17 protein-coding genes and 1 pseudogene are annotated in these 22903 nt (G+C 70.6%); 5 read left to right on the top strand and 13 right to left on the bottom strand.

Translation table 11 applies throughout. From position 1 onward, the window contains the following. Positions 1–235 precede the first annotated feature (235 nt). The gene (locus Scani_RS16715; protein ID WP_159476469.1) at positions 236–673 is read right to left on the bottom strand and encodes an LptM family lipoprotein; all 438 of its coding nucleotides are present in this window, start codon (positions 671–673) and stop codon (positions 236–238) included. A 291-nt stretch (positions 674–964) separates the two neighbouring features. On the opposite strand from Scani_RS16715, the gene Scani_RS16720 reads away from it, so the two are divergent. Beyond that, positions 965–1885 (top strand): IS5 family transposase, encoded by a 921-nt coding sequence (locus Scani_RS16720; protein WP_159476471.1) that lies wholly within the window; start codon positions 965–967, stop codon positions 1883–1885. A gap of 34 nt (positions 1886–1919) precedes the next feature. On the opposite strand, the gene Scani_RS16725 is transcribed toward Scani_RS16720, so the two are convergent. Next, complete coding sequence (locus Scani_RS16725; protein ID WP_159476473.1) at positions 1920–2297, bottom strand: VOC family protein; 378 nt, start codon at positions 2295–2297, stop codon at positions 1920–1922. Between the two features lie 371 nt (positions 2298–2668). On the opposite strand from Scani_RS16725, the gene Scani_RS16730 reads away from it, so the two are divergent. The 4 genes and pseudogenes from Scani_RS16730 to Scani_RS42140 all read left to right on the top strand — a co-directional run bounded on the left by Scani_RS16730 (position 2669) and on the right by Scani_RS42140 (position 6018). Next, positions 2669–3181 carry an RNA polymerase sigma factor gene (locus Scani_RS16730; RefSeq protein ID WP_159476476.1) on the top strand — a complete coding sequence of 171 codons (513 nt, stop codon included), beginning with the start codon at positions 2669–2671 and terminating at the stop codon, positions 3179–3181. Then, positions 3178–3885: a hypothetical protein gene (locus Scani_RS16735; protein WP_159476478.1), complete on the top strand. Its 708-nt coding sequence runs from the start codon at positions 3178–3180 to the stop codon at positions 3883–3885. Before Scani_RS16730 ends, Scani_RS16735 begins: the two co-directional genes overlap by 4 nt. A gap of 510 nt (positions 3886–4395) precedes the next feature. Then, positions 4396–5205: pseudogene (locus Scani_RS16740) on the top strand (class I SAM-dependent methyltransferase); the annotation flags it as partial. A gap of 411 nt (positions 5206–5616) precedes the next feature. Beyond that, the gene (locus tag Scani_RS42140; RefSeq protein WP_159482170.1) at positions 5617–6018 is read left to right on the top strand and encodes a carboxylesterase family protein; all 402 of its coding nucleotides are present in this window, start codon (positions 5617–5619) and stop codon (positions 6016–6018) included. Positions 6019–6236: 218 nt separating this feature from the next. Here Scani_RS42140 and Scani_RS16750 read toward each other — a convergent pair whose 3' ends face one another. The 11 genes from Scani_RS16750 to Scani_RS16800 all read right to left on the bottom strand — a co-directional run bounded on the left by Scani_RS16750 (position 6237) and on the right by Scani_RS16800 (position 22902). Beyond that, entirely contained in the window at positions 6237–6596 is a 360-nt protein-coding gene (locus Scani_RS16750; protein WP_159476481.1) for a 5-carboxymethyl-2-hydroxymuconate Delta-isomerase, read from the bottom strand. Positions 6597–6673: 77 nt separating this feature from the next. Then, the gene (gene hisC, locus Scani_RS16755) at positions 6674–7735 is read right to left on the bottom strand and encodes a histidinol-phosphate transaminase (protein WP_159476483.1); all 1062 of its coding nucleotides are present in this window, start codon (positions 7733–7735) and stop codon (positions 6674–6676) included. A 62-nt stretch (positions 7736–7797) separates the two neighbouring features. Then, complete coding sequence (locus tag Scani_RS16760) at positions 7798–9069, bottom strand: ATP-grasp domain-containing protein (RefSeq protein ID WP_159476486.1); 1272 nt, start codon at positions 9067–9069, stop codon at positions 7798–7800. An 11-nt stretch (positions 9070–9080) separates the two neighbouring features. After that, positions 9081–9920 (bottom strand): TauD/TfdA dioxygenase family protein, encoded by an 840-nt coding sequence (locus Scani_RS16765; protein WP_159476488.1) that lies wholly within the window; start codon positions 9918–9920, stop codon positions 9081–9083. Next, the gene (locus Scani_RS16770; protein ID WP_159476491.1) at positions 9902–11182 is read right to left on the bottom strand and encodes an MFS transporter; all 1281 of its coding nucleotides are present in this window, start codon (positions 11180–11182) and stop codon (positions 9902–9904) included. The genes Scani_RS16765 and Scani_RS16770 overlap by 19 nt, the downstream gene beginning before the upstream one ends. After that, positions 11179–12597, bottom strand: coding sequence for an FAD-binding oxidoreductase (locus Scani_RS16775; protein ID WP_159476493.1), 1419 nt, complete (start codon positions 12595–12597; stop codon positions 11179–11181). Before Scani_RS16775 ends, Scani_RS16770 begins: the two co-directional genes overlap by 4 nt. Beyond that, entirely contained in the window at positions 12594–12803 is a 210-nt protein-coding gene (locus Scani_RS16780) for a ferredoxin (RefSeq protein WP_159476496.1), read from the bottom strand. The genes Scani_RS16775 and Scani_RS16780 overlap by 4 nt, the downstream gene beginning before the upstream one ends. An 80-nt stretch (positions 12804–12883) precedes the next feature. Beyond that, positions 12884–14149: a cytochrome P450 gene (locus Scani_RS16785; protein ID WP_159476515.1), complete on the bottom strand. Its 1266-nt coding sequence runs from the start codon at positions 14147–14149 to the stop codon at positions 12884–12886. After that, a complete protein-coding gene (locus Scani_RS16790) occupies positions 14146–20274 on the bottom strand; it encodes a non-ribosomal peptide synthetase (RefSeq protein ID WP_159476518.1) in 6129 nt (2042 codons plus the stop codon). Before Scani_RS16790 ends, Scani_RS16785 begins: the two co-directional genes overlap by 4 nt. Before the next feature lie 7 nt (positions 20275–20281). After that, on the bottom strand, positions 20282–20689 hold the full coding sequence (locus Scani_RS16795) for a nuclear transport factor 2 family protein (RefSeq protein ID WP_159476521.1): 408 nt from the start codon (positions 20687–20689) through the stop codon (positions 20282–20284). Then, complete coding sequence (locus Scani_RS16800; protein ID WP_159476524.1) at positions 20686–22902, bottom strand: aminotransferase class III-fold pyridoxal phosphate-dependent enzyme; 2217 nt, start codon at positions 22900–22902, stop codon at positions 20686–20688. Before Scani_RS16800 ends, Scani_RS16795 begins: the two co-directional genes overlap by 4 nt. Between the last annotated feature and the right edge of the window lies 1 nt (position 22903).

The raw sequence follows: 22903 nt of genomic DNA on the forward strand, positions 1-22903 counted from the left end.
ACTCACTGGCGCTCGGTCGTACCCGAAGCGGTGGTCATCGGCCGTTGGTGGCAGGCCCGGTGGCATCCAACGCGACTTGTCCTGTCGAAGTTCATCTGTCAGCCAGTGGGCTGCTGACTTGCTGAGGTGCCATGTCGTTTGAGAACGCTGGCCCATGGTGTTCGCAAACAACATGGACTCCACGGAATTCGCGTTCGCCGTGCCGCCGCTTGGGGCATCCGCGTAGCGCTGATCCTCACTTCAGGTCGTACTTGCACATTTTGTCGGACTTGCCACCCTTGTTGTCCGCGACCTTCTTCCCGTCGACTGTGATGACGCAGGCCGCCGCGCGCAGTGTGCCATCGGCGTTGTACACGGAGCCGGGGACGACGGAGACCGTTGTGCCGATCCTCTTCTCAGCGTCGGTCGCCAAGGTGACGGTCGAGGTCTTCTTCCAGGGAAGCTTCACCTTCTCAAACTTGTTGGTGTTGAGGTTGTAGTAAACCTGCGATGTGCCGTGGCCAAGAACTTCGAGGGTGACCTCGTGCTTGACCTCACCGCTCCCGCTGTCCGGCTTCGGCTTCACGCTCGCGTTCGCAGACTTGTCGGCCGTCGGCGGGCCGCCGTCGCTGCCGCAACCGGTCAGTAGAGCCGCGGTCAGGACCAGAGCCGTCCCACTGATGATCTTGCGCATGCTTCCCCCTTGCAGATGAGTAAGCGATCTTAGTTCTCCGCGCCGCTGCCATGCGCATCAGGTGTGGTCTGCCGACCTCATGGGCGTGGCCATGAGGCGCGGAGGGCATGAGATCAAACCCCACGAGCGAGGCAAACGCCCCAGCTCAGGGCGCACCGCAATGAGAATCCGCCAGCACGAACGAAAAGAGGAGAACGAGCGAGAATCCGACAACTTCAATGCCACAGGACACGACTAGGGCTTGTCCGGCCGATCATGTGACTACTCGGTGTCCGGGTCGTTGATGTGGACATGGGGCGGGGTGATCTGAGTGATGCCGAGTGGGAACGGCTGCGACCGTTCCTGCCGGTCAGCAACGGGCGTTGTAGCAGGTGGCGGGATCACCGGCAGGTAATTGACGGGATTCTGCACCGGGTCCGGACCGGCGTGCAGTGGCGCGACCTGCCCGAACGGTTCGGTCCGTGGAAGACCGTCTATGAACGGCACCGGCTGTGGTCGGGCGACGGCACCTGGGAACGCTTGCTCCAGCAGGTCCAGGCCGAGGCCGACGCGGCGGGTGAGATCGACTGGGACATCTCGGTTGACTCCACCATCGTGCGGGCGCATCAGCATGCCGCCGGCGTCGGCGCCGGCGCCCGCGTCAAAGGGGGACCCACGGGCAGAACACCAGGACGAGACGCCGTGGCAAAGCCTCGTTGCCCGCCTGGCGGAGGTGGTGCTGGAGGCGAGGGCCTGGGCCGCTCGCGCGGCGGGTTCACCACCAAGCTCCACCTGAGCGCGGACGGCCGCTGCCGCCCGCTGTCCCTGGTTGTCACACCAGGCCAGCGGGCGGACTGCACCCAGTTCAAGGCTGTGTTGGAGAAGATTCGCGTCCCGCGGATTGGGCCGGGCAGGCCCCGAAAGAAGCCGGAGAGTCTCGCCGCGGACAAGGCCTACAGCAACAGGCCCTGCCGCGAGTACCTGCGGCAACGCGGCATCCGGCACACCATCCCGGAGAAGACCGACAGCCAGGCCGCCCGCCTGCGCAAAGGCTCACGCGGCGGACTGCCACCGGGCTTCGACGAAGAGCGGTACAAGAAACGCAACACCATCGAACGGGCCATCAACCGGCTCAAGAACGCCCGAGCCGTCGCCACCCGATACGACAAGCGCGGCTACGTCTACCTCGGCACGGCCACCGCAGCAGCCCTCACCATCTGGCTCCGCACATGATCTCGCGGTTGCGCAACTGGACCGTGACCTGTCCTCAGTGACGGACCAGGCAGAACGGATGCCCTGCGGGATCGGCATAGATACGCCAGCTCCGTCTCTCGGGACCGTCGTCCAATACGGTCGCACCCATGGCCAGCACCTGTTCTTGGGCTTGGTCCAGGTCCGCAACGCCGAAGTCCATGTGGAACTGCTGGGGACGGGCGGGATCCGACCACAGAGGCGGCCGATAGTCCACTGACCGTTGGAAGGCGAACACGAGACCGGAGGACGTGTGCAACGTCGCCCAGTCGTCGCCGACTGCCCACCGCCGATCCTGCTGATTGACGGTCCCGCCGAGCAACGATTGGTAGAACTCGGCGAGTCCCGCCGGATCCGAGCAGTCCAGCACTACACATTGAAGACCAGCGATCATGCACGGATCCTAGGTGTCCGTCAGCGGGACCTGCCCCTCGGTATCCAAGATCGCCCGGACAAGTCCTAGTCGTTGCACGATCCGGGCCCGGCAAACGCTATAGGGGCAGAGGAACAACAAGGCTCCTCTGAGGCGTTGGGGGTGACGCCTCTCTCACCACCGGAGGGGATTCCCGAGTCCGTGAAGCTTCATCTCGTTGGCGACCTACTGACGGCCGCAGTGGCCGTGCGTGTCTTCGGTAGGGACGCTCTGGCGGTACTGCGCCGCGCCGCAGCAGTGGGCGTACTGATGGGCCTGTCAGAACTGCGGATCCGCCGCCCGGGCCCGGGCGGTGAGCGGTGACCCGCTCCCGCCGCCTCAAAGCGCTCCCGATGACTGAGCTGCCTGCTGATTTCCGGGCCTTCCACGAGCTGTTCCGGGGGGTCTACATCCACTGGTCCGAGCTCTACCTCGCCAACCTCGCCGACGCCGAGGAAGCCGTGGACGAGGCCTTCGAGCAGCTCTACCTCAAGTGGACGGACGTGCTGGAACAGGAGAACCCCAACGCATATGCGTGGGTGGTGGTCAAGAACCGCACTATCGACCACGCCCGGGCGCGAGGCCGCCGCCCCACCGTGGTGGACGAGGCGGCCTTCGAGACTGCGGCCTTGCGCAACGCGGTCGACCCGATCGGGGAGTTGTCGGAGAGCCTGCACATCTACACGGCGATCCAGGCCCTGCCCGAGCGGCAGCATGATGTGATCGTCCTGCAGTACTGCCTGGGCTACAGCACTCAGGAGACCGCCGACATCCTCGGTGTCACCCCCGCAGGAGTCCGGTCCATAACCCGCTACGCCCGGCACCGGCTGCAGCGCGCCCTGGGCCTCGAAAAGGAGGAACAATGAGCACATCGAACGAACTCGACCGCGCGCTGGCCAAAGCCCGGCTGACCAGGCGGCCCTACACCGGAACACCGGCGGCCGAGGCCCGGCTGACCGCACGCATCAACGAACGCATGTGGCAGGGCGCGCTGTCCTTCGACGACCAGATGGAGCCCGCCCGCACCGCCGCAGCTCGCGCCGCGGAGCGCGACGGACTGCCCCACCGAGCCCCCACCCGGCACCTCAACACGCTGTGCGAGACCGTCGTCGCCCGAGACCTGCACAAGCTCAGCACCTTCCTGTCCCGCCGCATCCTCGAGCCTGAAGCAGCCCGCGTCCTGGGATGCGTACTACGGCTGGCCCACCGCTTCGACAGCGCTCAGTTCTGGTGGCAGTTCGCCGCCGGCGCCGGAGACCTCGCGGCCGCCTGCTGCCTGTACCTGCATCACATGGCCCTCGGCGAGCGCCAAGAAGCCAAACTCTGGCGCGACCAGGCCGGACTCGAAGTCCACGACCCCGCCACCCCGGAATTCGCCCACTGCAGCGATCTGGTGGCCGCCCTGCGGATCCTGGATGTTCTGCGCAAGGAGAACGCCGGCGTCTCCGCAGCCGCCAACGCCGTCATCGCCTACGTCCCCGACGCTCTCGGATTCGTCGACGACGTCGACCTACCGCTGCCCGACGCCGACTTCGCCACCCGCATCGAAGAGCTCACATCCAGCGCCTGACCACACTCCCTCGGCGTGCAAGACGCCGGGATGGCACATCACGGTCCCGCCCTGCGGGGGGGAGCGGAGCAGCCTACTATCCGCGGATGCCAGGCTCGATCACGGTATGAACGGTGGTTCCGGCACCCAGCGATGCGGCTTCCCAGCGGGGAACCGACAGCGCCGAACCCCGGCCGGAAGGGTTCCAGCCGGGGCCGCATCCCGGGTGCCCACTGCCCCTCCGCAGATCCTGGAGCCCACCTGCACAGCCTCCGCACTCTGGCCCGTAGGTTGCGTGGCTTCGTTCATGTTCAGCAACAGCGTTTGCCGATGAGTTTCAGCTCTGGTCCACTTCGTGTGGTCGCGTACACAGTGTGATCTTGGCCTAATGGTGGTTTTAGTGGTCGTAGGCGGTCAGTGCGCATGACCGGCTGGCCGCGCCTGAAGCCGGCTCCGCTCATCAGGGCCCTGGAATCACTCATCTAGGCTGGCGCGGTGACTGATGAGCAGGAGCAGGTGCAGCCGTCGGGAGTGTGGGCCACGGCGGTGGGGGTGGCCAGAGTGCGGGCGCTGGAGACCGAGCGGGAGAACGCGCTGTTCCGCGACCCACTGGCACAGGCCTTCGCCGCCGCCGGCGGCCTGTGGCCCTCCTCGCCGCCGCTGCCCGATGACGAGGCCGCGCGACGCCGCAGGCTGGCCGTGTCCTTCTCCATCGTCATCAGGACGAAGTTCCTCGACGACCTGTTGCGGCAGGCCTCCGCGTCCGGGGTCCGGCAGATCGTGCTGCTCGGCGCCGGCATGGACAGCCGGGCCTTCCGGATGGACTGGCCCGAGGGCACCCGGCTGTTCGAGGTCGACACCGCCGCCCCACTGGACTTCAAGGCTTCGGTGCTGCGCCAGGAGGGGGCCGTCGCGCGCTGCGAGCGGATCACCGTCGCGGTGGATCTGCGTGAGGACTGGCCAGGCGCGCTGGCCGCCGCAGGGCACGACCCGGCCATGCCGACCGCGTGGATCGCCGAAGGACTACTGATCTACCTGCCCGAGGACGCGGTGGAACTCCTGCTGGCCCGAATCAGCACACAGTCGGCGGCAGGCAGTCGGATGGGCCTGACATTGGGCTCGCGCGGCGTGATCGAGCGCTTCGGCACGGACGCCGAGCCGGGATCGGCGGCCTCCATGTGGGTCTCGGCGACGCCCGACGACCCGGTGGGCTGGCTGGCCGGGCACGGCTGGGAAGCCCACAGCCACACCCTGCGCGAGCGCGCCGCCGCCTATGGCCGCCCCCTCAGCACCCCGCCCCAGCCCGAGGAGCAGCCCGGCGGACTGATCTCGGCCATCCGCTGCCGGCAGAGCGCCTCCCGCTTCCCCAGATGCCAGAACGAGAGCGGCAGGCCGAGGCCACCACCGAGATCGACCAGACAGTCGAAAGCGAGCCCAAGCCCGTTGTGCTGCAGAAACTCCACCACCGCTGAGAAGCCGACGTCCGGCACACCCGTCACGTATTCCCGTGCGACGTCGAGCCGGCCCCGCGTGCGGCTCCAGCCGGCCTGAAGTGCCTCACGATCAACGGTCATGGCGTCAGTGTCGCCGGCACCTTTGACAGGGTCACGCGACTTTCGCCGGCCGTCCGCCCCCGCGCAAGCCCCTCACACCGCGGACGCGGACTCGCTCACAGCGCCGGGCAGCCGGCACATCAGGGTGCCAGGCGTTCGTGATGCACCGGTGCAGGCAGACATACAGGACCCGGACCTGATGGAGGATGTGGCTGCGGTAGCCGAAGCCAGCAACGGCGTGCGCTCGCCCTCGTGCCCTCGCTCGACCTCCTCACCCAAACCAAAACCGCCCAGCACGAAAGCAGTCACCCAAGACCCACACTGGACACACCCTCCCAACACCGAGACGCCCACCCCGCTCCGGCCCCAGGGCAACTTCGGTCCCCAGGACCCGCTCGCCGCGCTGCGCTGGGTACGCGCCACTATCGCCCGCTTCGGCGGCGACCCCGGCCGGATCACCCTGGGCGGCGTGTCCGCCGGTGCCATGAGCACCTGCACGCTGACGACCGCACCGCCCGCCCGCCGGCTGTTCCAGCGGGCCGGCTCTGCGAGCGGAATGGTTCGTTGGTCGAGGCGGGTGCGGCCGTCGCGGACGCGGTGAGCAGCAGGTGGCGGAGGTCGGCCGCCTGCAGGGCGTGGAAGGCGAGCAGGGCGCCGAGCGAGGCGCGCGTGGGGTTGTTGTCCTCCAGGGCATTGCGCAGGACGGCCGCATCCGCCGGCTCGACGCGGACCTCCCGGTGCACGAGGTTGTCGTCACCGGCGTCGAGCGTCCCGTGGTCGTATGGCTAGATCGCCGGATACCCGTCCCTCACCGGCGGATCATTGCACATGCTTGCGGTAGGCGCCGCTGAGGTCGGACACGTCCACGGAGGCGTGGACGACCGTGTCAGGCACTGCGGACGTGTGACTGCGCACCAGGTCGAGTACGGCTTGGCTCAGCGTGGCCTTGGTCTCCGTCGTGCGGCCCGGCAGGATCGCGAAATCGATGTGGATCAGGGCCTGTCCGGGCTCGCCGTCGGCGATGACGACTTCGTCGACGCGCCGGAAGCGTGTCTTGCAGCTTTCGACGGTGATGCCGTCGACCGTCTTGGCGGCCAGGGTGTGAAGTTCGAGTGCGAAGCGGCGGCGGTCGAAGAAGCCGTCCAAGGGCGCGTCGTAGTCAACGGTGATGTGCGGCATGTGATTCTCCCAGGTCGAAGGGGGCTTTCCAGTGCTCCATTGCTCATGAGGTCGCTCGCCTCACGAGATGGCCGGCCTCACGAGACAGCGTGAGCAAAACTCTGGGCCGCGCGCAAAAAGGCGTCGTTCTCTTCGGGCAGTCCCACTGTGACACGCACACCGTCCTTCCCGAAGACGCGGACCATGATGCCGCTTTCGGCGCAGTGTTCGCCGAAGCGCGCGGAACGCTCCCGCAGTGGCAGCCACAGGAAGTTGGCTTGTGACGGTGGAACGTCGTGACCGGCCTCCCGCATCGCCGCGCTGAGGCGTTCGCGCTCCCGGATCACCGTTTCGCAGCGGGCGCCTACTTCGTCGGCGTGCTCCAGGGCGGCGAGTCCGGCCGCCTGGGCGAGGCGGCTCACCGCGAAGGGGACGCCGACTTTTGCCGTGCCGGCGGCGATCGGCGGCGGCGCCACGCAGTAGCCGATGCGGACGCCGGCCAGGGCGTACGCCTTGGAGAAGGTGCGCAGGACCGCCACGTTCTCCCGCTCCAGCGCGAGCGGGATGCCGTCCGGGACATCGGGGTCCGTCAGGAACTCCCGGTACGCCTCGTCCAGGACGACCAGGACGTCGGAGGGCACCTCGTCCAGGAACCGTCGCAGGGCGTCCGCACGCACCACGGTGCCGGTGGGGTTGTTCGGGTTGCAGACGAAGACGACCCGGGTGGCGGGGGTGATCGCGGCGAGCATCGCGTCGAGGTCGTGCCGGTGTTCCGGGTCGAGGGGGACGGTGCGTGCCGTCACGCCGGCGACGCGGGCGAAGACCGGGTAGGCCTCGAAGGAGCGCCAGGCGCAGACGATTTCGTCGCCGGGGGCGCAGTACGCCTGGATGAGCTGTTGGCACAGGCTCACCGAGCCGCAGCCCACGGTGATCCATTGTTCCGGTACGCCGAGTCGGTCGGCGAGGCGGGACACCAGCTCGTCGGAGAACCACGTCGGATAGCGGTGGCTTTCGGCCGCGGCTCGGGTGATGGCTTCGATGAGGGACGGCGGGGGTGCCAACGGCCCTTCGTTGGAGTTCAGCAGGATGGCACCGGGCGGCTGGCCCGGGATGATGTAGTCGGGTATCCCGGCCAGGTCGGCCCGGATCGGAACGGCCATGGGTTTCCTTCCGCAACGCGCCCGGAGCGGGCGCCGGTTGAACGCTTCTGTGGTGGCGGGGGTCAGGCGAGCCGGAAGACGGCGTCCTTGAGCGCCAGGATCCGCTGGTGGTCGGCCGTCAGCTGGGCGCGGTCATCGGCGGTCATCAAGACCCGCAGTGGGCTGGACAGCAGGTCGGTCGTGGGGCGGAGACGATCGCCGGGTGCCGCCCGGGGCACCGCCAGATGCACGGTGTCGAGCGCGCTGATCTCGGCGAGCACCTGTTCGTCGATCGCGGCCACCACGCCGTCGAGGCTGGTCTGCCCGTGATAGACGAGGGCCTCGCGCCGCTTGCGGTACATGGTCTTCCCGGTGAACCGGCGGGCGTATGCGTCGGGCCGGACGCACGCCAGCGCCAGCAGGTCCGCCTGGTTGCCGTCCATGCAGACGTCGTGGAAGCCGGGGTCCATGAGGCCGTTCAGGCGGGCGCCGATCTCCACCAGCGCGGGCCCTTGCGGGGTCATGATGATTTCCGCGTGGGCGGCGCCGAACCGGATCTCCAGGGCTTCCAGGACCGTGTCGAGGTAGGCGACGAGTGCGGCCACCGGCTCGCTGTCCGGCGCCAGCAGGATGTCCTTGTCGTAGATCCGCTTGGCGCCGATGTCGGTCTTCTCGTACTCCCAGACCCCGCAGACGTGCCGTCCGCCGCCGGGGCCGCGCACCACGTCCACGATGTACTCGGTGCCCTGGAGACAGGACTGGACGACTACTTCGGTGTTGCGGCGTTCGAAGATGTCGTAGGTGCCGAGGACGGCAGCGGCGGCGGTGCGGATGTCGTCCGCGTCCCGGCAGATGAAGACGCCGTCGGTGGAGGCGGAGCTCAGCGGTTTGACCACGACCGGATATCCGGTCTCCCGTTCCGCCCACGCCACGATCTCTTGTGTGTCGGAGGATTTGAGCTGGTGGGCGCAGTGGATTCCGGCCCGTCGGAGGGTTTCGATCATCTCGTACTTGTCACGCCGGGCGAGGGACAGCGCCGAGCCGTTTCCCGGCAGCCCCATGCGCTCGGCGATCAGGTCGGCCGGCATCACACCGGTCTCCTGGCCCGGTAGCACGCACACGGGGGCATACTCGGCGAGCTCCTTGGCGGTCCGCTCCAGGTCCTGATGGACGACGTTGGCGAGATACGGGCTCAGGTCCGGGGGCGCGACGGTGGACAGGAACTCGGGTGTGCTCTGCAGGTGCAGCACTTCCGCGCCGAGGCGCCGGAACGCGGCGGGCAGGAACTTGCCTGCCGAGTAGCCGTCGACCACGACGCCGACCGGCGTGCGGCTGAGTGACTGAGGTGACTCCATGGTTCGCCTCCTCACGCGGCCGCGATGCTGATGCGGTGCACCGTCCGGGAGACGCCCGGGGGCAGCTCGGTCGCCACGTGATACGTCGTCGCCGTCTTCCATACGAGCAGGTCGCGCGGGGTCCAGCGGTGCGTGTAGACATGCGCGGGGTCCTGCACCAGCGTGTCGACCAGATCGAAGAAGGCCGCGTTGTCGTTGGGGTCGAAGCCGGCCACGGAGTCCATGTACTCGCGGGCGGCGTAGACGTAGTTGCGGCCGGTGAATCCGTCGCGCCGGATCACCGGGTGTTCGACCGGCGGGTACTGCCGGGTGACCAGCGTCCTCATCTCGGCGATGGACAGCCCGACGTGTTCCGGGCCGATGCGCTGCTGTTTGCTCAGGGTGTGCAGTCCGATGCGGCCTTCGAGTTTGGTCCGCCACTCGTCCGGCAGCCGGTCGTAGACGTCGCAAGCGCTCGCGAAAAGGGTGTGGCCGCAGTCCTGGGGCACATTGACGCCGTGCAGCATCGTGTACTCGGGCGGGCGCTCGTTGAACGACGAGTCCTGGTGCCAGAAGTTGCCGACCCGCGAGATGCCCAGCGGCTTGTCGTTCTTCCGCTCGTTGGAGGAGACGAGGATCTCGTCGAACTCCGGGTGTCGCCAGTCCTTCAGCACGAAGGGCACCGGGTTACCGATCCGTGCGGCGAGTTCGATCTGCTGCTCCGGTGTGAGGTCGACGCCGCGGACGACGACCAGATCCCGTCGGTGGAGCGAGTCGACGAGGTCGTCGAAGACCTCGGGGCGGCGCAGGTCGTCGATGGTGACACCGGTGAACTCGACGCCTGTGTACGGGGTCAGGTCGCGCTTTTGCACGGTTCGGGTACCTCCTTGTGCGAGGGCGGGGGCGACGGTTGCTCATCGTGCGAGGTGTGCTCGTCATGCCACGTGTACGGGCTCCGGCTGGCCGCGATCAGCAGCAGCCACGCCACACAGACCGCGGCTCCGGCCACCGCCCAGGGCGCTCCGGGGTGTCCGGGTCCGGAGAGGAGCAGGGCGAGCTGGGGCGCCAGGATGAAAGCGACGTTGACACCGGTGGAGTACAGGCTCATGTTCCGGTCGGCGGCGCTGCCGGACGGCGCGAGACCGCTGACGTAGTGCAGCAGCCCGGGGAAGACGACGATCTCGCCCGCCGTCCACACCAGGGTGGCGAGGACGAGGGCCGGGCCGGATCCGAAGAGTCCCATCAGCAGGAATCCCGCGCCTGCCAGCCCGTAGCCGAGGAGCAGCGTCGGCAGGTTCCGCCAGCGTGTCATCGCCGCGTTGAGGGGGACCTCGAAGAGGACGATGCCTGCGGCGTTGACGGTGAAGATGATGCCGGCCCAGTAGCTGGGCATCCCCAGGCCGACGATGACGTAGGTACTGGCGAAGACCGAGGGGAGGGAGTAGGCCAGCTGGATGGGCAGTGACAGGCCGAAGATCGTCCAGAAGCGGGTGTGGTCGCGCAGTGGGCGGGCGCCGGCAAACGCCCGTTCGGCCGCCCTCGCGGACCGGGCCGGTGGGCCGCCGTTCTTCGTGCGGAGCATGAGGAATCCGGCCGCGGCCAGTACGCAGACCGCATTGGTCCAGAACATCGCGCGAGGGCTCACCGCGAAGAGCAGCCCGCCGGCGATGGGGCCGACGGCCATGCCGAGGTTGATGGCCAGCCGGTAGCAGGAGAAGGCGACCTTGCGCTCGGCGGGCGCCGAGCCGTCGATGGTGGCCGAGTACGAGGCGGGCGTGACCACCTCGTAGGCGAAGCCCCAGACGACAACTGCCGGGATGATCCAGAGGAGTTGGTGCAGGAGCGGGGTGACGGCCAGGACCGCGGCGTTGAGCACGAGACCGCCGAGCATCACCGTCCGGGCGCCGATCCGGCCGAGCAGCACACTGGCGGCCAGGTCGGCGGCGAGCGCGCCCACCCCGAAGCAGGCCACGGCCGCGCCCACCTGCGCCGTGTCGAAGCCGCCGGACAGCAGCAGGTACGCGGCGAGGAACGGGTACGCCATCGTTCCGGTGCGGAAGATGAGGGTGGTGAAGAAGAGCGTCCGCAGCGCTTCGTCGAGTCCGGCGACGATCCGGTAGGTCTTGAGGATCATGGGGTGTCGTGGCCTGCTTCCGCCGGGCTGAAGACGGCTCCGGGGTTGAACAGGTTTCCCGGGTCGAGGGCCGCCTTGAGCTGCCGGTGCACCCGCATCGCGACCGGGCCCAGTTCGCGTTCCAGCCACTCCTGCTTGAGCTTGCCGATGCCGTGTTCGCCGGTGACGGTGCCGCCGAGCGAGAGGCCCAGGGCGAGGATCGCGTCGAACGCTTCACCGGCCCGGCGGAACTCGTCCGCCGAGGTGCGGTCGTACAGGACGGTGGGGTGCATATTGCCGTCCCCGGCGTGTCCGACGACGGCCACGGTGAGACCGGCGGCGGCGCCGATCTTCTCGCAGCCGGCGATGAGTTCGGCGATCCGGGTCCGTGGTACGGCCACGTCCTCGGTCATCACCGCCCCTTGCGCCTCCAGGGCGGTGAGCGACACCCGGCGGGCCCGCAGCAGCAGGTCGCCCTCGGCCGGATCGCGGGTGGTGTGGGTGAAGGTGGCACCGGCCTCCTGGCAGAGCCGCTCCATCGCGGCCAGTTCGCAGTCGGCTGCCGCACCGCCGGAGTCCGACTGGCAGAGCAGCAGTGCCTGTTGGCCCGCGCCGCCGAGGTCGGTGTCGAGGTAGGCGGCAGATGCCCGCAGCGATGTGGCGTCCATGATCTCCATGAGGGAGGGGACGAGGCCCTCCCGTACGACGCGGATGACGGCGTCGCCGGCTTGCTGCACGGCGTCGAACGAGGCGATCAGGGTGCCGGGGGCGGCCGGCAGCGGCTTGAGGGCGAGGGTCGCCCGGGTGATGACGCCGAGGGTGCCCTCGCTGCCCACGAAGAGCCGGGTGAGGTCGTAACCCGCGACACCCTTGACGGTTCTGCGTCCGGTCCGCAGGAGCGAGCCGTCGGCGAGCACCGCCTCGAGGCCGAGTACGGCGTCCGCGGTCACTCCGTACTTTCCGCAGCACAGGCCGCCGGCGTTGGTGGCCAGGTTCCCGCCGAGGGTGCACCAGTCCAGGCTCGACGGGTCGGGCGGGTAGAAGAGGCCGTGGCGGGCCGCCGCCTTGCGCAGGTCCTGGTTGACCACGCCCGGCTCGACGACCGCGAGCCGGTTGTCCAGGTCGAGTTCCAGGATCCGGTTCATCCGCGTCGTGACGAGGACGACGCAGCCGTCGACGGCGTTGGCCGCGCCGGTCAGTCCGCTGCCGGCGCCGCGCGGCACGATCGGGGTGCCCGCCTCGGCGCAGGCGCGTACACAGGCCCGTACCTGGGCCGTGTCGACGGGCAGGACGACCGCGAGCGGCCGGCCGCGCGGCGCCAGCGGCATCATGTCGCCCGCGTAGCCCTCGGTCATGTCGGGGTCGGTGAGCACGGCCGCAACGCCCAGGGCGTCGCGCAGCGCCTGGAGCAGTCGGGCCGGGGGTGCGGCGGTCATGCGGTGCCGCCCGGTGCGTCGACCAGGATCGCCCGGGCGGGGCAGAGGTCGGCGGCCTCGTGGACGGCGTCGGCGAGGTGCGCGTCCGGGGTGGTGTCGAGCAGCAGGACGATGCCGTCGTCCTCGTGCTGGTCGAAGACCTCGGGGGCCGACAGGACGCAGTGTCCGGCGCCGACGCAGTGTTCGGGCAGGAGGGAGACCCTCATGGCTGGCAGCTCCTTACCGGGGTGTCTTTGTGGGGGCGGCGGGGCGGTGGTGTCACCGGGTGACCGGCGACTCGTGCCCGTCACCAGGTGACCGGCAGCTCGTGCACGCCGTAGACCGCCATGTCCTCCTTGAAGCGGAGCTCCGTGTCGGGCACGGCGGTGCGCAGTGTGGGGATCCTGCGCGCAACGGCCGCGTACACCTCCTGGAGCTCCACCCGGGCGAGGGACTGGCCCAGGCACTGATGCGGCCCGTAGCCGAAGGCAAGATGGCCGTGGGCGCGCTCGGCGGGGTCGAAGTCCTCGCCGGAGGGGAACCGCCGGGGGTCGCGGTTGGCGACGTTGACAGCGGCGATGACGCCTTCCCCGGCGCGTACGAGATGGCCGTTGACGTCGACGTCTTCGAGGGCGATGCGGCGGATGCCGCGCTGCACGATGGTCAGGTGGCGCAGCATCTCCTCGACCGTGCCGGCGAGCAGTCCGGGGGCGTCGCCGTCGCGCAGTGCGGTGAAGTGGGCGGGATGCCGCAGCAGGGTCAGAACCCCCAGCGAGATCATGTTGGCGGTGGTGTCATGGCCCGCGGTGAGCAGCAGCAGGGCCATCGCGGCGAGCCGTTCGTGGTCCATGGCGCCGGTGCCGAGGTGCTTCACCGCCATCCGGCTGATGAAGTCCTGCTGGGGGTGCTTCTCCCGTACGGCGACCAGGCACTCCAGGTACTCCTGCAGTTCCTGGCGGGCGGCCGCGGCGGTCTCGGTGGTGCCGCCGATCGCGTTCATGGTGTGGGTGAGGGAGCGGAACAGCTCCCGGTCCTCGAACGGCACGCCCAGGAACTCGCAGATCACCGAGAGGGCGACGGGTAGCGCCAGCCCGGTGACCAGGTCGGCCGGTGCGGGTCCTTGGAGCATCCGGTCGAGGCAGCCGTCCACCACCGCGCGTACGGCGGGCCGCAGGGACTCGGCGCGCTTCACGGTGAACTCGCCGAGCACCAGCCGCCGGTAGTGATCGTGTTCGGGGTTGTCCATGATGAGCAGCGTCGGGGTGACGGCGGTCTCGGCGAGGGCGACGGCGCTGGACAGCGGGTAGCCGGGGCGGCTCTTGTCGGCACTGAAGCGGGGGTCGGAGAGGACGACTCGGGCGTCCTCGTAGCGGGTGAACAGCCAGGGCCGGACCCCGTTCCAGATCGTGACCCGGGGGACGGCCCCTCCGGCACGCACCGCGGTGACTTCTTCGGGCGGTGCGTACGGGCACTGGCGTGGCATCGGATAGTGCAGGGGCGCGGGGTTCCCCCGGGCGGGCTCCGTGCCGGCGGATGCGATGGTGGGGGTGGTCGGAGTGGGCGGACTGGTCATCGGGGGGTGTCTCCGGTCGTCGTTCCGAGCCTGGCGCGTGACTGCCGCAGGAAGTCCCACCACCGGCCGATGAGCGCGTCATCGAGGTCCGGCGGCGTGATGCCGTGGGTCCGCAGCGCGGCGAGGGTGGCCCGGTTGAGATGGTGGACGCCGTCGGGGCGGCGGGCGGCGCACAGTTCTCTGAGGTGTTCGAGGTAGGCGAAGGCGGGCAGTTCGGTCCCGGCGGCCGCCGCCGCGTCGAGCCGCTGGATCCACTCGTCGAGGGCCACCGGCCTCGTGGGTCCGCCGCCGCGTCGGTCGTAGGGGGCCAGGAAGGTTCCCAGCTCCCGCTCTTGGGGGTGGTGCAGGTGGTAGACGGCGCCGGTCTCATCGTCGGCGAGCGCCAGGGTGACCAGGGCGCGTGCCATGACGTCGACGGGCAGCACATCGAACGTCAGCCGTGGGTCGGCCGGGTAGCAGCCGAGGGCGGCGGAGCTCTCCAGGAGCCGGGTGAGCATGTCGTCGAGGCTCAGCGCGCCGGTGCCGGTGGCGCCGCCGGCCCGGCCGAGGCGGTAGACGCGGGCGTGCGCGCCGCGGGCCACGGCCTGGGCGATGAGCCGCTCGGCCGCCCATTTGGTGGCCGCGTAGCCCCGGCCGCGCGGGTGGCGTTCACCGTCGATGGGGGTGACCTCGGTGATCGACCGTGGCGGGCCGTCGGCCGTGAACACCCCGAGGGTGGAGATGTGGTGGAACCGGGCGGGCCGGCCCGCCGCCGCGGCCTTCAGCAGCTCCTCGGTGCCCTGGACGTTGGCGGCGGCGAGATGCTGGAAGCCGGAGAGGTGGTGCACCTGGGCGCCGACGTGGAAGACGGTGCCCGCCTCCCGTATCGCCCGCTCCCCCTCGGTACCCGCCAGCCCCAGGCCGGGCAGTGCCAGGTCGCCCGGGACCGGCACGATGCGGGGGTCGTACGGGTCGATCCGCAGTCCGTAGGCGGTGACGGTGGCCTCGATGCGGCGGCGTGCGGCGCGGGGCGAGCCGGCCCGTATCAGGCACAGCACACGGTCGTCGGTGCGGTCCAGCAGCTCCTGGAGTACGTACGCCCCGACGAATCCGGTGGCGCCGGTCAGCAGCACCGGCGCGCCGCACGGCGCGGGCGGGCCGCTGAAGACGACGGAAGGGTCGAGTACGGCGTCGGCCGGGCCGACCGTGGTCCCGCCCCCGGCGTCCCGGCCCGCTGTCCGGGCGGCCGTGGCACGGACGGTCGGCGCCGCCAGGAAGTCGCGGACCGCGAGGCGAGTGCCGTACTCCCGCTCGATGCGGCCGAGCAGCCTGATGACGCGCAGCGAGTGCCCGCCGAGCGCGAAGAAATCGTCGTCGAGCGACCCCACCCGGTTGCCGAGTACGTCTTCCCACAGCCCCAGCATCCGGTGCTCGTCGGGGGTCGCGCCGGCTTCGGGGTCCGCGCCGGCGGGGGCGGCCGACAGCCGGTCGGCCAGCAGGGCGGCGATGGCTCTACGGTCGGCCTTGCCGTGGCTGCCGGTCGGGATGGCGTCGACGGGAACGAGGTGGTGGGGAACCATGTGGGCGGGCAGCAGCCTCGTCAGATGTTCACGGACCTGCCGGGCGTCCGCGGGGCCGACGTGGACCGCGGCCAGCTCGGCGTCCGGTCCGTGCCCCAGCACGACCGCGATCGCCTCGTGCACTCCGGGGTGCGTTGCCGACGCGGCCTCGATCTCGCCCAGTTCGATGCGGAAGCCGCGCAGCTTGATCTGGCCGTCCAGCCGGCCCAGGAAGTCGAGGTTCCCGTCGGGCAGCCGGCGCACCCGGTCGCCGGTGCGGTAGAGCCGCTCGCCGGGCCCGGTCGCCGGGATGGTGGTGAAGAGCTGCGCGGTCTGCTCGGGCCGGTTCCAGTAGCCGTGGCCGACGCCGGCGCCGCCCAGGTGGAGTTCGCCGGGAACGCCGGTGGCGGCGAGGCGGCCGTACCGGTCGATCACATGGGCGCCGGTGCCGGGCAGCGGGCGGCCGATCGGTACCCGGGCCCGGTCGTCGTCCGGCGCCGCTTGGTAGGTGGTCGCGAGGACGGCGGCCTCGGTCGGCCCGTATCCGTTGATGACCACCCGGTCGCGGGCGAAGTGCCGGGTGTCGTGCACGTCCGCGGGCTCACCGGCCACCAGCAGCACCCGTACGTCCGCGAGGTCGGGGCGGCCCAGGGCCCGGAGCAGCGACGGGACGGTCACCATGACGGTCACCTGCCGCTCCCGGAGGAGGCGGGTGAGGGCCGTGCCGTCGCCGCGTGTGGTGTCGTCGCAGAAGACGAGGGTGGCACCGGACACCAGCGGCATGAACTGCTCGTACACCGCGACGTCGAAGCCGGGTGAGGTGAGCTGCAGCCAGACGTCCGTGGCGTCGAAGGGGTGCCGGGCCAGGTTCGCGTGGAGCGTGTTGACGACCGAACGGTGCCCGATCACCACCCCGCGCGGGCGGCCGGTGCTGCCGGAGGTGTAGATGAGGTACGCCGGGTCGCCCGGGGCCGCGCCACGGGCGGGTGGGCAGGGCCGCTCCTCGTCGGCGGGTTCGGTCAGCCGGTCGATGCCGAGGACCGTGGTCCCTTCGGGCACCCGGCGGAACAGCGCGTCGGTGAACTCCTTGGCGGTGACCAGGGCCCGGGCCCGTACGTCGTCGACGGTGTACCTCAGCCGCTCGGCGGGGTACGTCGGGTCGAGCGGGACGTATGCCGCACCGGTCTTGAGGACGCCGAGGATCGCCACGATCAGGCGCGGCGAGCGGTCCAGACAGATCGCCACCCGGTCGCCTGCGCGCACGCCGTGCGCGGCGAGCCGGGCCGCGACATCGTCGCTGAGCCGGTCGAGCTCCCGGTAGGTGAGGGTGAGGTCGTCGCCGACGACGGCCGGTTTGTCGGGCCGGGTGGCGGCCTGCCGGGCGAACAGCTCGTGCAGGGTGGTCTCCGCGGTGTACGCAGGGCGCTCCACCTCCCCTTCACCTTCCCGGTGTGGGAGCTCATCGGGCGTGGACAGCTCCAGTTCGCGCAGGGTGGTGTGCTGGTCGTCCGCGAGCCGGCCGAGCACCGCGACCAGCTGTTCGCCGAGTTGCCGGACGGTGTCCGCGCGGTAGAGATCGGTGCTGAACTCCAGCTCGACGTCGATGGCGTCGCCGGTCTCCTGGAAGGCGAAGGACAGCTCGAACTTGGCGGTGTCCGGCGCCACGGTCGGCCAGGGCTCGACGGTGGGGCCGAAGTCCGGCAGGCGAGGGGGCCGTTGCTGGTAGTTGACGACGGCCTGGAAGGGCACCGAGCCGCGCCCGGGGCCCATGACACCCAGATCCCGGCAGACCGTCTGGAAGGGGACGTCCTGGTGACGGTACGCCCTGACGCAGGCTTCCCGGACCCGCTGCAGCAGGTCCGCCACCCGAGTGTCGCCGGAAGCACTGACCCGTAGCGGCAGCATATTGACGAAGTAGCCGATGAGGCGGTCGGTGCCGGCCCGGCCGCGACCGCCGGCCAGGCCGCCGAGGCAGAGCTCGTCCCGCTCGGCGTACGCGGACAGCACGGTGTAGACCCCGGCCAGGCAGAACATGAACCGGCTGACGCCGTGCGCGCGGGCCGCCCCGGTGAGCCGGGCGGTCTGTCCGGCATCGATCCGGAGGCGGATCCGGTCTCCGGCGCCGCTGAGGACTCCGGGGCGCGGGGCGTCCGTCACCAGGTCGAGTGCGGCGGCCCCGCCGTCCAGCGCTTCCCGCCAGAACTCCTGTGCCGCGGCCGACCGCTGCGGAAGGCCGTCGAGGGAGTCCCGCACATGGTCGGCGAACGACAGCTCAAGGGGCGGGAGAGCGGCTGCGTCCGAATCCGACCGGACCACCAACTCCCGGTAGAGATGGGAGAGTTCTCCGAAGAACAGGTCCAGCGACCAGTCGTCCGCGAGGACATGGTGGATGTCGAAGTGGACGACGGTCCGGAGCGGGTCCAGGGTGAGCACCAGCGTGCGGACCAGGGGTGTCACCAGATCGGTGGGGTCGGCAGCGGCGGAGTCCGCGATCAGCTGCCGGGCCCGGGTCTCCCGGCCGGCGTCCGGCGTGCCTCCGAGGTCCAGGTGGCGCAGCGCGGCGCCCGGGTCGGCGGACGGGGACTGCCACCAGCCGTCCGCGTCCTGCTCGATGGCCGTGCGCAGTGCGCGCTGGCGGTCCGCGAGCCGGGTGAGGGCGGTGCGCAGTGCGGAGACGTCGACCGGCCCCCGTACGAGGAAGGTGCGGGAGATGGTGTAGCGGCCCCCGGGTGCCGCTTGTTGCTCGAACCAGATGCCTTCCTGTCCCGGGAGGAGGGGAACCCGGCCGGTGACTGCCGTGCGCGGCGCGCCGCGACGGGCGGGCTCGGCGGCGTCGACGCGGGCGGCGAGCGCGCGGACGGTGCCGGCATCGAGGAGTTCGGCGACGGAGAGCGCGACGCCCGTGACACGCTCCAGACGGGCCAGGACGACCATGGCGGCGAGCGAGTCGCCGCCCGCCGCGAGGAAGTCGGTGTCGGCGCCGACCGGGCCGCCGAGCACCTCCCGCCAGAGGGCCGTCATGGTACCGACGGTGCCGGAGCCGGGCTCGTCGTCGGGCGCGGTGGCCTGCGTGGACTGCGCGCTCTGCGCACGCCGCGCGAGCAGTTGGCGGTCGGCCTTGCCGTTCGCGGTCACCGGCATCGCGGGCAGCGCCGTCGCGGCGGCCGGCACCAGATGGCCGGGCAGCAACTCGCCCGCGTGGTCCAGCAGTTCGCTCTCGGACACCGATTGCCCGGCGGCCGGGCAGACGAACGCCACCAGTCGGCTGAGCGGGGCCTCTCCCTGCGCGACCACCACCGCCTCGCGAACGGCCGGGTGCCCGAGCAGGGCCCGCTCGACCTCACCCGGTTCGACCCGGTACCCACGGATCTTGAGCTGGTCGTCGAGGCGGCCCAGGAAGGCCAGATTGCCGTCCGGCAGCAGACGCACCCGGTCGCCCGTCAGATACGCCCGGCGGTCGGGCCGGCCCGGCTCGGCCAGGAACCGCTCGGCCGTCAGCTCGGGCCGGCCGAGATAGCCCCGGGCCACTCCGGCGCCGCCGATGCAGAGTTCCCCCTCGTCGCCCGGGGCCACCGGCCGGCGGTCGGGTCCGAGCACATACGCCGACGCACCCGCCACGGGCCGGCCGATCGGCACGTCCGGCCGGCTCTCGTCGTCCTCCCCCATGACATGCCAGCAGGCGTAGACGGTCGTCTCGGTCGGTCCGTAGCCGTTGACGATCCGACAGCCGGGCAGCGCCCGCAGCGCCTGCCGCACCGACCGCGGATGGGCCCGGTCGCCGCCCGATATCAGCAGGCGCAGCCCGCGCAGTTCGGGCGTGATGTGCTCCACCGCCAGCCGGAACAACGGGGCGGCCAGCCGCAGCACGGTCACTCCGTGCCGGGTGACGGCGCGGCCGATGTCGTGGACGGTCGGGTCCGGCTGCTCGGGCAGGACAAGGGTCGCGCCGTTCAGCAGGGCGCCCCAGATCTCGAACACCGAGGGGTCGACGTGCAGCGGAGCCAGTTGCAGAAAGACGTCGTCGCGGCGGAGCCCGGACGTCGTGCCGTGCACCAGGGCGAGGACGGAGCGCTGCTCCACCATCACGCCTTTGGGCAGGCCGGTGCTGCCCGAGGTGTGGATGACATAGCCGAGCGCGTCCGGCCGCACCGGCACCGGGGCGAACGGGGACGGGTCACCGGGCGGCGACTCGTCGACGTACCGGACCTCGACCTGCTCGGGAAGCAGGGCACGCATCCGCGGTACGTCCTTGCCCGCCGCGAACACCGTGCGTGTTCCGCTGTCCTCGACGAGGGCGCGCAGCCGGGCGTCGGGCGCGCGCGGATCCAGCGGCAGACAGGCGCCGCCCGCCAGGACGACTCCGAGCAGGGTGGCGATGGTCCCGGGCGCACGCGGCGCACAGATCCCGACGAGTTCTTCGGGTTCCAGGGTGTCCGCGAGCCGTCGGGCCACCGTCCCCGCCCAGCCGGCCAGTTGGCGGTAGCTGAGCCGCAGGTCACCGGCGATCAGGGCGGTGCCGTCCGGACCGTCGGAGACCGCCTGGCGGAAGGCGCCGCCGAGGGTGTCGGCGGCAGCTATGTGTGTCATGGGCGCGTCACCTGCGGGGAGCGTTCAGGGCCGCTACGACGCTGGCGGTGTCGTAGAGGTCGAGGTAGCGCGTGATCAGCCCGTCGTGGACGGTGAAGACGTTCATCCACTGCGCCTCGTACCGGGCGTCGTTGGCCAGGATCCGGGTCCGGCTGACGCCGAGGACCACCACCCGGTCCCCCGCGTCGAGGTAGTCGTACGCCTCGCATTCCTGGACCTCGATCAAGCCCCGGACGAGGGCGAAGAACTCCCTGAATCCTTCGACTCCGCGATACGTCCCGGCCCAGGGAAGGGACGTGGGGCCGTGGTAGATCCATTCGAAGTCCGGGGAGAGCAGCGCCTCGATGTCTTCGAGCCGGCCCTCGTCGAACAGCCGGAAGAACCGGCGGATCACCTCGACGTTCTGTTCGCTCATGTGTTGCTCCCCGTGGGGCTGGACTTGTGTGTGGCGCTCCGGGCCCACCGCAGGGCACCGCGGAGCGTTTCTTCCGCATGGAATCGGGCCACTTGTGCGAGCAGCCGGTACGGGCTGGTGCGCGAGAGTTCCTGGGCGCTGCGCATCACTTGGCGGATCTCGTCCTCGGTCGCGATCAGCGGCAGCAGGAAGACGTCGTAGACGACGAACGCCCTGGCTCTGGTGACCCACCAGAGCATCATCGAGAAGGTCATCAGCTCCCCGTCGGGTTCGATGAACCGTCGCAGGAGGCGGGGCAGCCGCACCTCGAAGCGGCCGAGCAATCCCTCGGCGAACCGCCGTCCGACGCTCGGTGAGCGCCTCCGCATGCCGGCGATTCCGGTACGGACCACCTCGGAAAGCGCCGCCACCCGCCGGTCGAGCTGGAGGGCATCGACCTGGGCGATGGCCTGCAGCGCGAAGTGGGCGCCGAGGCGGCCGGCGTGGTGTTCCCGCAGTTCGGTGACGAGCTGGGGGTTGGTCTTGGTGGCCGCGTCGTGCACAGCGTCGGAGACCAGGGCCGCGCCGGTGGGGAAGCAGCCGTAGCTGAGCGCCTTGGACAGGCTCATCAGGTCGATCTCGGGCAGCCGGCCCTGGTGGGCGAAGCGCCGTCCGCACCGGTAGAACGAGGTCAGCACCTCGTCGACACCGACCAGGTAGCCGTCGTCGGTCCGGCCGCGGGCCACGACGTCGAGCAGCGCGCCGGGGATCGGGCCGTAGGAGTCCGAGCTGCCGTGGACTAGTTCGATCCAGACCAGGCCGACCTGTCCCGAGGCGATCTGCGTACGGAACTCGTCGGCTGCATCCGCCGCATACGGGTCGATGTGGACGATGTCTTCGTAGAGCGGCGCGAAGGGGGCTCGGGTCCTGGTCGCGGCGGTGGCCAGCAGCGATACCAGCGTCTTCCCGCCGTAATTGTGCTTGAAGACGACGATCCGCCGGCGTTCGGGGCGGGCGAGCCGGGCCAGGATCAGCGCGTTCTCCACCGCCGAGGCGCCGCTCACCGCGGGGAAGGTGTGCGGCAGTCCGCTCTCCTCGGCCAGCACCCGCCGCAGCTCGGCCACGTAGTCGCGGTCCGGATCGTGGTTGCGGACGACGTCGGTCAGGGCGTCGGTCGGATTGTGGCCGTTGACGCCGAGACCCGCGCCGCACAGGCCGTCGACCAGTTCCAGACGGCGGCCGGAATCCAGCTGGACGGTGAGCCGGGAGCCCTTGGCCCGTACGACGTGCAGGGCACCGCGCAGCTTGCGGTGCATCCGTACCGTCATCGGGTTCACATGGCGCGCGTAGAGATCGAGGGTGCGCTGCCAGTCCTTCGTGGCGGCGGCCAGCACCCGGTGCACCGGCGCCTCGGCGTTCCAGCGGCGCAGCAGTTGCCGCTGGACGGCGCGCATCGCGACGGTGTTGCCGCCGTAGGTGTTGGAGTGCAGAAAGCCGGTCGCGGGCGTGCTCCACGGGGCGAACATGTCGTGGGTACCGATGAACGCGCCGAACGGCACCTCGTAGCCGGTCAGTGATTCGCCGACCACGACGAGGTCGGGCCGCGCCGCCGCTGTCGCCGGGGACCGGAGCTGCAGCGGATCGGCGTCGGCGAGGTCGAGGGCGATGCGGGCACCCTGGGCGCGGGCGAGCTTCGCGAGTGCGGTCAGCTCCGCGGGGTCGACGGACTCCGGGGCGCGGACGACGAGGCCGCAGTACGAGTCCGTCGACAGGGCCTCGCGCAGGGCGTCGGGGGTGGGACAGGTGACGAGGCCGGGTACCAGGGCACGTTCGGGTCCCTCGCCCAGCGGATCGGCGCGCCTGCCGAGCGTGCCGTCCGGGTCGAGGACGAGCACCCGGCCACCGTGGGAGCCGGCGGTGGCGAGGGCCCGGTGGCGCAGCAGCTTGACGGCGCCGTGCAACGCCTCGTAGCGGGAGTTGGCGAAGAAGCTCCGGTACGCGGTGCCGGGTGGCGCGGCACCGAGTTCGCGCACCAGCTCACTGAGGAGGAAGCCGACTTGGGCGGAGTCCTCGGTGACGAACCAGGACGGCATCGCGAAGATCGGCCGCTCCTGTTCGATCAGGTCGGCCAGGATGCCGAGAGTGCCCTGGCCCGCCGCTCGCAGATGGCGCGCGGCGCCGGCATCAGGGGCGGGCTGTGGGGACACGTCGGCCTGTTCGGCCTGTGTGGACACG

The organism is Streptomyces caniferus (assembly GCF_009811555.1).
GTDB classification, from domain to species: Bacteria; Actinomycetota; Actinomycetes; order Streptomycetales; family Streptomycetaceae; genus Streptomyces; species Streptomyces caniferus.

Excerpts from the sequence above, each read along its gene's own strand:
- Scani_RS16725 (WP_159476473.1), bottom strand. The coding sequence starts at position 2,297 with ATGATCGCTGGTCTTCAATGTGTAGTGCTGGACTGCTCGGATCCGGCG.
- Scani_RS16760 (WP_159476486.1), bottom strand. The coding sequence starts at position 9,069 with ATGGAGTCACCTCAGTCACTCAGCCGCACGCCGGTCGGCGTCGTGGTC.
- hisC (WP_159476483.1), bottom strand. The coding sequence starts at position 7,735 with ATGGCCGTTCCGATCCGGGCCGACCTGGCCGGGATACCCGACTACATC.
- Scani_RS16730 (WP_159476476.1), top strand. The coding sequence starts at position 2,669 with ATGACTGAGCTGCCTGCTGATTTCCGGGCCTTCCACGAGCTGTTCCGG.
- Scani_RS16750 (WP_159476481.1), bottom strand. The coding sequence starts at position 6,596 with ATGCCGCACATCACCGTTGACTACGACGCGCCCTTGGACGGCTTCTTC.
- Scani_RS16790 (WP_159476518.1), bottom strand. The coding sequence starts at position 20,274 with ATGACACACATAGCTGCCGCCGACACCCTCGGCGGCGCCTTCCGCCAG.
- Scani_RS42140 (WP_159482170.1), top strand. The coding sequence starts at position 5,617 with ATGGAGGATGTGGCTGCGGTAGCCGAAGCCAGCAACGGCGTGCGCTCG.
- Scani_RS16775 (WP_159476493.1), bottom strand. The coding sequence starts at position 12,597 with ATGACCGCCGCACCCCCGGCCCGACTGCTCCAGGCGCTGCGCGACGCC.
- Scani_RS16795 (WP_159476521.1), bottom strand. The coding sequence starts at position 20,689 with ATGAGCGAACAGAACGTCGAGGTGATCCGCCGGTTCTTCCGGCTGTTC.
- Scani_RS16715 (WP_159476469.1), bottom strand. The coding sequence starts at position 673 with ATGCGCAAGATCATCAGTGGGACGGCTCTGGTCCTGACCGCGGCTCTA.
- Scani_RS16720 (WP_159476471.1), top strand. The coding sequence starts at position 965 with ATGGGGCGGGGTGATCTGAGTGATGCCGAGTGGGAACGGCTGCGACCG.
- Scani_RS16735 (WP_159476478.1), top strand. The coding sequence starts at position 3,178 with ATGAGCACATCGAACGAACTCGACCGCGCGCTGGCCAAAGCCCGGCTG.
- Scani_RS16785 (WP_159476515.1), bottom strand. The coding sequence starts at position 14,149 with ATGACCAGTCCGCCCACTCCGACCACCCCCACCATCGCATCCGCCGGC.
- Scani_RS16770 (WP_159476491.1), bottom strand. The coding sequence starts at position 11,182 with ATGATCCTCAAGACCTACCGGATCGTCGCCGGACTCGACGAAGCGCTG.
- Scani_RS16780 (WP_159476496.1), bottom strand. The coding sequence starts at position 12,803 with ATGAGGGTCTCCCTCCTGCCCGAACACTGCGTCGGCGCCGGACACTGC.